This window comes from Paenibacillus sp. cl123, from assembly GCF_900101595.1.
GTDB lineage: Bacteria > Bacillota > Bacilli > Paenibacillales > NBRC-103111 > Paenibacillus_G.
The window spans coordinates 171,651-181,596 of sequence record NZ_FMYY01000002.1; the positions used below are offsets into that span (position 1 = coordinate 171,651).

Sequence of the window (9,946 nt, forward strand, 5' to 3'; positions counted from 1 at the left end):
ATGAAACGACTGATGGGTGTCATTAATCTGGTGAACGAGCCTGACGATCTCGAGGAGCTTACTTATTCCCGCTGCGTGGCGTCGGTTCCTTTCGGCTCCAGGTACCGCTTGATCGACTTTACGTTGTCCAGCATGGTCAACTCGGGAATTAACAATGTCGCCGTGTTTACCCAGCATAAGTTCAGGTCGCTGATGGACCATCTGGGCTCCGGCAAGGAGTGGGATCTCGACCGCAAGCGCGGCGGGTTGTTTCTGCTGCCGGCTGTGCTTCAGGAGACGACGGGCATGGCCCGCGGCGATCTGTTCCAGTTCTACAACCATCGCGATTACTTCTATCGCGGGCGCGAGGAGTATGTGCTGATCACCCGCTCGCATATGGTGTGCAATATCGATTATAACGCCGTGCTGGATTATCATATGGAACGCAATGCGGATATTACGGTGGTTTACAAAAAAGCCGATGATTCCGAATGCGCGAAATTCCGCCGGATGGCGATCAAGGACGATGGCCAGGTTACCGTGATGGAGGATCAATCCGGGCGGCTGAGAACCGACAACATCTCGATGGAGATGTATGTGATGAGCAAGGAGCTGCTCCTTGATATGGTCGAGTCCTGCCTCGCGCAAGGCTATGATCACCTGGTCCGGGACGGCATCATGAAAAATATCGACAAGCTTGGCGTATACGGCTATTTGCATGAAGGCTATACCGGGATTGTCAATACGGTGCAAAGCTATTACAAGCACAGCATGCAGCTGCTCGACCCGGCGGTATGGCGGGAGCTGTTCTTCAGCAAAAACCTGATCTACACCAAGGTCAAGGACGAGCCGCCTGCCCGTTACGCGGACACGGCCCATGCCCGCAACTCCCTGATCGCCAACGGCTGCGTCATCGAAGGCAAAGTCGAGAACAGCGTGCTGTTCCGCGGAGTCAAAATTCGCAAGGGCGCCTACGTCAAGAACAGCATTATTTTGCAGAATTGCGAGATCGAAGAAAACGTCATTATCGAAAACGCCATTTTGGACAAAGACGTATTTATTAATCGGGGCCGCGTGCTTACCGGAGACAAACAAGCACCGTTTATCGCTTCCAAGACGAAGGTCATCTAACATGATCAGGCGCTGCGCTTGCTGCGGCGCTGTATAAAAAGGAGTGGTGGGAAGCCATGAAAGTGTTATTTGCCGCCTCAGAAGCCGTACCTTTTATCAAGACGGGGGGACTTGCCGATGTGATCGGTTCTCTCCCCAAGGCGCTTGCTAAGCAGGGCGCCGACGTTCGGGTCATACTGCCCAACTATGCGCAGATTCCGTCCGCTTACAAAGAGCGTATGGAGCTGGAGGCCGTCTTCGACCTGCATATGGGCTGGAGAAAACTGTACTGCGGCATCTACAAGCTGGAACACGAAGGCATTATTTTTTATTTTATCGACAACGAGCATTATTTCAGGCGCGAAGGCTGCTACGGATATGGCGACGATGCGGAGCGCTTCGCTTTCTTCTGCCGGGCGGTCATGGATTCGCTGCAGCATACGGGCTTCATGCCCGATATTATTCATTGCCATGACTGGCAGGCGGGCATGATCCCTGTCCTGTACCGCGCGCACTTCAGCTACCAGCCGGCCTATGCCCATATCCGGACGGTAATTACGATACATAACCTGAGATATCAGGGCGTCTTCGGCAAGGAAGAATTCATGGATTACTTTACCTTGGGCGAAGAGCATTTCCACGGCTACGCGCTGGAGCTCCACGGGGGCGCGAGCTTCCTGAAGGGCGGGCTGCTGTACTCCGACGCGATTACGACGGTTAGTCCGACGTATGCCGAAGAAATCCAGACTCCCTATTATGGCGAAAACCTCGACGGTCTGCTGCGCAGCCAAAGCCATCGGCTCCAGGGGATACTCAACGGGCTCGACTATGAGGAGTTCGATCCGATGAGCGACCCTCACGTCGAGTTCCATTACCGCGACTCGCTGGCTAAAAAGCAGCTGAATAAGCTCAGACTACAGGAGAGAGTCGGACTGCCGGCGCGCAGAGACGTTCCCCTGATCGCCTTGGTCACAAGGCTGGTCGACCAGAAGGGACTGGCCTTGATCGACCGGGTGATCGGCGAGCTGCTGGAGCTGGACGCCCAGTGGATTATCGTCGGAACCGGCGAACCGCAGTTCGAGCAGCTGTTCCGTTGGGCGGCCGGCGCATTCCCGGACAAAGTATCGGCGAACATCCTGTTCGACGAGTCGCTGGCCCGCCAGGTGTACGCGGCATCCGACCTGTTCCTGATGCCGTCACTGTTCGAGCCATGCGGGATCGGACAGCTGATCGCGATGCGGTACCGGAGCGTGCCGATCGTCAGGGAAACCGGCGGACTGAAGGATACGGTTACGCCTTATAATGAAGCAACAGGGGAAGGAACAGGCTTTACATTTGCCAATTACAATGCCCATGATATGCTGTACACCATCGAGCGCGCCGTTCGCCTGTATCATGAGCCCGGCGTATGGGCCAATCTGATGGCGAACACGAAGAAAAAAGATTTCAGCTGGAAGAAATCGGCCCAGCAATACAAGGAATTGTACCAATCGCTGATCCCTGTAGTCGTGTGACACAGGCAAGAAGGAAGCCAGTCTGCGCATGTAAGCGCGGACTGGCTTCTTCGGTTTGCCCGCACGAAGCATCTTCATGCGGGCGGCTGGCCCGGACTGGCGTTCAATTACTGGCCAAACCCGGGTCGTATAGCCGGGCGCGGCGGCCGGTTACACGCGGCTGAAAACCGAGGGGGCGCTGCTGGCGAAAGCGGGGAGCGGCTGAGACTCCGATCTATAGCTTCCTTCGTTGTTGAAGGAATGATTAATGGTCAGCAGCGTATGCAGCAGCTCAAACATCCCCGAACGATCCAGCTCAAGCGCGTGAGGAACCGCGCTGGTGCTTGATTCCAGAATACGGACTCGAACGGCTTTGCTGCCGGCATCCATTTGTACTTCCAATTGGTCTTTCATCCATACGCTTTCCCACATCATCGTTCACCTGGCCCTTATTCGATTTGCGGATATTATCCGTAGAGTGACAATGACCATCCTATGCCGGTCAAGGCAGCAATATGACAACTCTACCGACCCGAAAGCTCCCTAAAGTCTCCTATGGGATACGGACAAAAGCCGCTGACATGTCTTGCAGCGGTTCGACGTTTCTCGGCAGCATCCTGATTTCATTAAGCCAATCGTCCCGTTTCCAGCCCATCGGGGCAGCCCAGCCTCAGGCTGCGGGCTTTATGTCACGAACATGGTTCTTCAACCCTATTCTGTGAGTAATGGCTGGACTTCCCAAAAACATCAGTGATATGCTTGCTCTAAGCTGATGTTCAGGAGGAAGTTATGCTTAGCATGTTGTCTCGCTTTCGGTTGTATCTGCGCAGAAATGCCCTGCTTATTAAAATTTTGCTCTCGTACGTGGTGACCGGCTCCATATTGCTCAGCGTGCTCTCTTACGTGCTTTACAACCAATTTTCCCGCAGCATGCTGCTGCAAATCCATGATCAGTCCGAAAGGATGCTGGAGCAATCGTACAACGTCGTAGAGACGTACTGGTCGTCGACAATTTTGTATCTCAGCCAATTCCATGTGTACTACAGCGTGCCGACGAGCCTGAACGACAGCACGGTCAGCTACAGTCCCATCTTCAAGGCCCTGTTCGCAGACGCCTACGAGTCGGTCGAGATGGGCGACATCTCCCAGAAGCTGACGGAGATCGTCAATTCCAATCCGCTGATCGAATCCGTTTATGTGTACAACGCCAAGGCCGACCGCATATTCTCCAATCTGACGGTAGCCCAGCCTGTCGGGGAATTTTTCGACTCCGGTATCGTGGAGCAGCTGAGCCGATTGTCGCCGGGAACGGAGCGGGCCTTCATTCCCCGCAAGGTCAGCTATTCGCTGGCCGGCAAGGAAACGGACTACCACGCCATCTCTGTTCTGTTTGTAGAAGACGAGATCGCCGGGAAGCCGCAGGCGGCGCTTGTCTTCAATTTGAAGCAAAGCGCGCTGCAGCAGATCGTGAAGCCTCGCACCGGGGATGTGGCAAGCCGGCTGTTTATTATCGACAAAGAAGGGATGGCCATCTCCCATCCCCAGTTAACCAAGGTGAATACCCGGCTTACGGACGAAGGCGATTATATCGACAAAGTGCTGGCCGGTCCGGATAGAGGCTATTTCATGGATGAGGTCGACGGACGGAAGTCCTTAATCACCTACCGCAAGTCGGATACGACATTCGGCTGGACGTATGTGAGCGTAGGCGATTATGAGGAGCTGCTGTGGAATTTCTCCAAGCTGACCCGGGTCATTGCGATGATGACGTTTATCTTTATCTTGGTCAGCCTCGTCATCGCGGTCTGGCTCACCCGCAATATGTACAAACCGCTGCTTCGTCTGCTGCGCAAAGTAAGAACGGCCGGCGAACCGCATCCCGAGCCGGAGGTGCTGGGCGAATATGAATATTTAAACCGGAAATTCGACTCGCTGGTCAGCAATGTGCATGAGCTGCAGGCTTCCGTACGTGGCAATCTTCCCGCTCTGCGGGCCGATCTGCTGAAGCGGCTGCTCAAGGGCGAGCTGATGAGCGAGGAGGAGGCTGCCGAACAGATAGCCAATCTGCATATCCGGCTGGAAGACGGACCGTTTGTCGTCGTCATCCTGCGGTTATGCGGCTATCGGGAGCTGGCCGGCAAGCGGTCGGTCAGAGACATGTCGCTGCTTCGCTTCGCCTTGATGAATATTTCGGCCGAAACTTTCGACCCCGAGCTGCGGACGGAAGTTGTGGACGGAGAGTCGGATCATATCGCCGTTATCGTCAGCATCCCGGTCGAAACGGGGACAGCTGAGGGTGCCCAGCCGCAGCAGACGCTGGAAACTGTGCGTCGTCTGCTGGCAGACGTGCAGAAGCATGCGCAGCATTATCTGAACGTTGTGCTAACCGCGGCGGTCGGCCAGCCGGTCGAGGCGCGCAGGCAGCTGCATCTTTCGTACGCGGGCGCTTTGCAAAGCTCGGAGTACCGGCTGATCTACGGCAAATCCGCCATCCTGCTGCATAGCGAGCTGGCGGCGATTCCGCGGGCCCCGTACGCTTATCCCTTCGAGCTGGAGAAGCGGCTGCTGGAGGCTGTCCGATCGGGCGAGAGAGACAAGGCGCTCGAGCTGCTGGAAGATGCGATCGCGGGCATCTGCCGGTTCACTTATGATGAAATTTTGCTGTCGCTTACCCAGCTGGCACTGGCGCTGAGCGAGCAGGGCAGCCATGCGGCGCCGCCGGGAGAGGACGATATCCGGTTGTCCTACAAGACGATCATGCAGGAAATGGCCGGCTGCGACGATCTGGATGATGTCAGGAACTGGTTTGTGCGGCTTACTTCGCAGCTGACCGAGCTGTTCAAGGAACGCCGCGAGCATAAAAATATGGAGCTGATCCGCCGGATTCAGCAGTTTGTCGAGGAGAGGTTCCGCGATGCCGGCTTGAACGTGGAGGCGGTGTCCGAGCATGTAGGGCTGTCTCCGAATTACGTCAGGACGATATTCAAGAGCCATACGGAGCAATCGCTAAGCGTCTATATCAGCGAACGGAGATTCGCCGAGGCGAGGCGCATGTTGGTGGAGACGGATCTGCATGCCAACAAGATCGCGGAGCTGGTCGGCTTCGGCAGCGGCAAATATTTTTACTCCGCGTTCAAGAAGGCTTCCGGGCAGACGCCCGACGATTATCGTAAAACGGCGAAGACCCGGATTTCGGACAGCGAGACTTGAAGCGGAATAGCAACCCTGAAACCCCACCTGGTGGGGTTATTTTTTTAACAATCCGCGCCATTGTTAGGATTGAAGGCAGGGCGTTTTTTTATCAAAGGCCGATTTGGGTAAGATTCGGCCTTTTGTCCCTGCTCCGCTCCATGTACGATAAGCGCATGGATCACAGCTCGGTGAGCTTGACCGCTGCATCCGAGACAATAGGGATAAGGAGTGATCAGACTCATGAAGTCTGCAACCGCCAGCCCAAGCAGCCTGAAAGCATCCCGCAGGCGGGAAGCCGCGTTCGGCGGAGGGCTGCTTAAGGAGCTGAACCGCAACAAGTATTTGTATGCCCTTTCTTTACCGGCGATTCTGTACTTCGTCCTGTTCGCTTATCTGCCGATGTTTGGTATGGTTATCGCTTTCCAGGACTACAATCCGATTAAAGGGATATTTGGAAGCGAATTCGTGGGCCTCAAAAACTTCGATTTCTTTTTCACCAGCAACGATTGGCTGATCGTAACGATGAACACGCTTTATTTGAACGCTTTATTTATCGGAGTCGGGCTGGCCGTGCAGGTCGTATTCGCCATTATGATCTCGGAGATAGGCTTCAAACCGTTCAAGCGGGTGACTCAGTCGCTGATGCTGCTGCCTTATTTCATCTCCTGGCCGATCGTGTCCATGTTTGCGGTTTCGCTTTTCGCGACAGAGGGCGGACTGATCAACAAGCTGCTGGTGTCGATCAGCCTGGACCCGATCGCCTTCTACCAGAATCCCGATGTCTGGCCGGCCACGCTGGTGCTGCTGAAGGTCTGGAAGGCTACCGGCTACGGGGTCATCATTTATCTGGCGACGATCACCTCCATCGATACGGAAATTTATGAAGCGGCCCGTATCGACGGGGCGAGCCGGCTGCAGGCTATCCGCCATATTACCGTGCCGCTGCTTGGCAATACGACGATATTGCTGCTGCTGCTTGCCGTAGGGCATATCTTCTATGGGGATTTCGGCATGATCTATGCGCTGATCGGAGACAACGCGCTGCTTTACCCGACCACGGATGTTATCGATACGTTCGTTTTCCGCGCGCTTCGTCAATATAGCGATATGTCCATGTCGTCGGCGATCGGGATGTATCAGTCCATCGTCGGATTTCTGCTCGTGCTTGGCTGCAATACCGTCGTCCGCAAGCTGAACAAGGACGCGGCATTGTTCTGAATGATGAAAGTACGGATCATTTTGCGGAGAAAGGAGAACCGAATTCGATGAAAACAACGACAGCCGGCGAAAGGCTGCTCATGACCTTGTTCTACAGCTGCTGCGCCCTCTTCGCCATCGCATGCCTGATACCGTTCCTGATCGTCCTGGGCAGCTCGCTGACCGATGAGACGGCGCTGCTGCAGTCGGGTTACCGGATACTGCCCCAGCCGTTCTCCTGGGAGGCTTACACGGCCATATTTGCGACCGATGTGATCTACAATGCTTATTCCGTGACGCTGTTCGTCACAATCGTGGGGACGGCGCTCAGCTTGCTCATGACCAGCGCCGTATCGTATGCGGTATCCGTCAAGACCGTAAAGTACCGCAACTCCATCTTGTTCTTCATCTGGTTTACGATGCTGTTCAACGGGGGACTGGTGCCCTGGTATATCCTGATCTCCAAGTACCTGCACCTGAGCAACAGCATATGGGTTATGATCCTCCCGGCGCTGGTCAACCCGTGGTTTATGTTTTTGCTGCGCAACTTCTTTATGACCTTGCCGGATTCGCTGGCGGAATCGGCCAAGATCGACGGAGCGAACGATATTTATATTTTGTTTCGCATCGTGCTGCCGCTGTCGCTGCCGGCGCTGGCGACGATATCGCTGTTCTACGCGCTGGATTATTGGAATGAATGGTTCAAAGCGATTTTGTTTATCGACGATCCGGCCAAATACCCGTTGCAATCGCTTATTATCCGCATCATCAGCAGCATGAACTTTACCAATCAGCTGTATACGGGGGCGGTCAGCGTTCCTTCCTACACCATACGCATGGCGACCGTCATCCTGACGATCGGACCCATCGTGCTGCTGTACCCCTTTATTCAGAAATATTTCGTTCAAGGCTTGACGGTAGGCGCGGTAAAAGGTTGAATCCGGCGTCAACTGCCGGTTCACATATTGGCTTTAGCTCAGAGGAGGGTACAAGATTTGAACAAGAAAACGATTCAGTACGTAACGGTAGCGGCAGCTATGTCCCTAATGCTCGCAGGCTGCACGGCGCCCCAAGGGCAGCAGCCGGCGAAGCCGGATGACAAACAGGTTCCGAGCCCCGGGACCCCGACGCCGGCTCCATCCAAGAACACGCCGGACCCGGTTACCCTGCATTTTTACTTTCCCGGCGATCCGCCGAAGGACCAGCAGGCTGTGCTGGACGAATTCTACAACCGAACCAAGGATACGCTGAATACGAAGCTTGTGTTCAACTGGGTGCCCTGGGATCAGCTCAAGGAAAAGATCGGCCTGAAGCTCGCTTCCGGCGAGCAGGTGGATGCGGTATTCGACGCGCAGTGGAATACGATGCCGCAGATGATCTCCAAGGGGACGTATATCCAACTGGATTCCTACTTCAACAACGACAAGTATCCGGGTCTGAAGAAAGCATTCCCTCCGGAGTATATCAATAACAATAAGTTTGTCGACGGAAAAAACGAGGAGCATATTTACGGCATTCCGTTCACCCGCAACTACGGCGCGGCCGGCACGCTGATCGTGCGCAAGGATCTCCGCGTCAAGTACGGCCTGCCTGAAATCAAATCCGTCGCCGATCTGGAAGCGTTCTTTGACGCCGTGCTCAAAAACGAGAAGGGCATGGTGCCTTTCGGAGTCAAAGGCTCGCTGGCCTCGCTGGGCAACTGGCTGGAGCCGTATACGAAGCCGAGCGGCTATTCGGCGATATTGGCCGGCGATCTGCTGACCAAATTTGCGATCAAGGACGGCAAGGTTGACGTCGTCTTCCACGGCGAAGATATTTCCAAGCTGCCGGCTCCGATGAATCAGAAGGAGAATGCGTACGTCAATGAAATCACGGCCCGCAAGTGGCAGCAGAAAGGCTATATGGAGAAGGATGTCATCAGCCAGAAGGACGACACAGGCTTCTTCAAGTCCGGCAAGTTCGCCGTTATCGGCGGAGATACGGGAAGCGCCACCCTGCACCGTGAGCTGGCTCAGGCGATTCCGGGGGCTGAGCTCGAATATGTCAGCCTGGTGCCGGGCGTAGCCGAGGGCAAGCCGGGTTCGCTGACGACCGACTTCAAGGCCTGGAACTTCTCCAGCATACCGGTTACGTCGAAAAATGCGGACCGGGTGATGGCTTTCTTCGAATGGCTGTACGCCGACCCGCAAAACCATGATTTGTTCGAATACGGGATACAGGGCAAGCATTGGGAGCCGGTGGGCAACGACAAGTTCAAGGTTCCGGCTGGCGCAGACCCCTCCAAGGTTTACAGCTTCCCGGGTTATGTGCTCACGTGGAACCCGTCCTTTGTCAGATATCCGGATGACTTCCCGGAAAGCGGCCTGAAAATCGAGCAATATACGGCGAAGCAGGAATCGTTTGTCAAATCCCCGATCGCCGGCTTTACGCTGAATGCCGAGCCGATCAAGAGCGAGCTGGCGAAGGTAGGTCCCGAGTTCAAGAAGGCGCGCACGATCGCCATGCTTGGGCTGACGGACAACTACGAAGGCATCTACAACGAGGCGCTGGAGAAAATGAAGAAGATGGGGCTGGAAAAAATACGCGAGGAAATCAAAAAGCAGCTGGAAGCGTATTTGGCCGCGCAAAAAAAATAATACCCGCGCCCGGGCGTCTGCCGGTCGGAGCTCCCGCTTCGACCGGTTAGGCGTCTTCGGATTCATGCAGCGGACGAGGACGGCGGAACTATAAAGATAAGCCAGTTGTCCGGTGATGTGATAGCGCTTTCTTGAATACCATGCAGCAGGAAGCCATTTCACCGAAAGGAGGTGACTGCGCTCCACAGGCTCCGAGGCGAACGCCCGCACAGACTCAGGACATCAAGATTCGACACCGGAAGCCCTCAGTAATTGTTGTCGAATATGAGAGACGTCGGAACTGGCGTTGTCGAAAGGAGCGAACTACCCGCTTATGTCGTGTCCGTTGGCGTATGTAGC

The 9,946-nt window shown here is 55.1% G+C and carries 7 protein-coding genes; 6 read left to right on the forward strand and 1 reads right to left on the reverse strand.

Going from position 1 to position 9,946, the window contains the following annotated elements; translation table 11 throughout:
* Positions 1–1,110: a glucose-1-phosphate adenylyltransferase subunit GlgD gene (glgD, locus tag BLR08_RS04945; RefSeq protein ID WP_072327604.1), complete on the forward strand. Its 1,110-nt coding sequence runs from the start codon at positions 1–3 to the stop codon at positions 1,108–1,110.
* Positions 1,111–1,166: 56 nt separating this feature from the next.
* A complete protein-coding gene (gene glgA / locus BLR08_RS04950; RefSeq protein WP_072327603.1) occupies positions 1,167–2,603 on the forward strand; it encodes a glycogen synthase GlgA in 1,437 nt (478 codons plus the stop codon).
* 150 nt (positions 2,604–2,753) lie between these two features.
* Here the strand turns inward: glgA and BLR08_RS04955 are convergent, their stop codons facing one another.
* Positions 2,754–2,996, reverse strand: a complete 243-nt coding sequence (locus BLR08_RS04955; RefSeq protein ID WP_143014330.1) for a hypothetical protein — start codon at positions 2,994–2,996, stop codon at positions 2,754–2,756.
* 384 nt (positions 2,997–3,380) lie between these two features.
* Between BLR08_RS04955 and BLR08_RS04960 the strand changes: the two genes are divergently transcribed.
* From BLR08_RS04960 to BLR08_RS04975, 4 genes are all read left to right on the forward strand, one after another.
* Complete coding sequence (locus BLR08_RS04960; protein ID WP_176835414.1) at positions 3,381–5,792, forward strand: helix-turn-helix domain-containing protein; 2,412 nt, start codon at positions 3,381–3,383, stop codon at positions 5,790–5,792.
* A 222-nt stretch (positions 5,793–6,014) separates the two neighbouring features.
* On the forward strand, positions 6,015–6,992 hold the full coding sequence (locus tag BLR08_RS04965) for an ABC transporter permease (RefSeq protein WP_072327600.1): 978 nt from the start codon (positions 6,015–6,017) through the stop codon (positions 6,990–6,992).
* Positions 6,993–7,039: 47 nt separating this feature from the next.
* Positions 7,040–7,909 carry a carbohydrate ABC transporter permease gene (locus tag BLR08_RS04970; RefSeq protein WP_072327599.1) on the forward strand — a complete coding sequence of 290 codons (870 nt, stop codon included), beginning with the start codon at positions 7,040–7,042 and terminating at the stop codon, positions 7,907–7,909.
* Between the two features lie 57 nt (positions 7,910–7,966).
* Positions 7,967–9,607: an extracellular solute-binding protein gene (locus BLR08_RS04975; RefSeq protein ID WP_072327598.1), complete on the forward strand. Its 1,641-nt coding sequence runs from the start codon at positions 7,967–7,969 to the stop codon at positions 9,605–9,607.
* Positions 9,608–9,946: the final 339 nt, after the last annotated feature.

Excerpts from the sequence above, each read along its gene's own strand:
- glgD (WP_072327604.1), top strand. The coding sequence starts at position 1 with ATGAAACGACTGATGGGTGTCATTAATCTGGTGAACGAGCCTGACGAT.
- glgA (WP_072327603.1), top strand. The coding sequence starts at position 1,167 with ATGAAAGTGTTATTTGCCGCCTCAGAAGCCGTACCTTTTATCAAGACG.
- BLR08_RS04955 (WP_143014330.1), bottom strand. The coding sequence starts at position 2,996 with ATGAAAGACCAATTGGAAGTACAAATGGATGCCGGCAGCAAAGCCGTT.
- BLR08_RS04960 (WP_176835414.1), top strand. The coding sequence starts at position 3,381 with ATGTTGTCTCGCTTTCGGTTGTATCTGCGCAGAAATGCCCTGCTTATT.
- BLR08_RS04965 (WP_072327600.1), top strand. The coding sequence starts at position 6,015 with ATGAAGTCTGCAACCGCCAGCCCAAGCAGCCTGAAAGCATCCCGCAGG.
- BLR08_RS04970 (WP_072327599.1), top strand. The coding sequence starts at position 7,040 with ATGAAAACAACGACAGCCGGCGAAAGGCTGCTCATGACCTTGTTCTAC.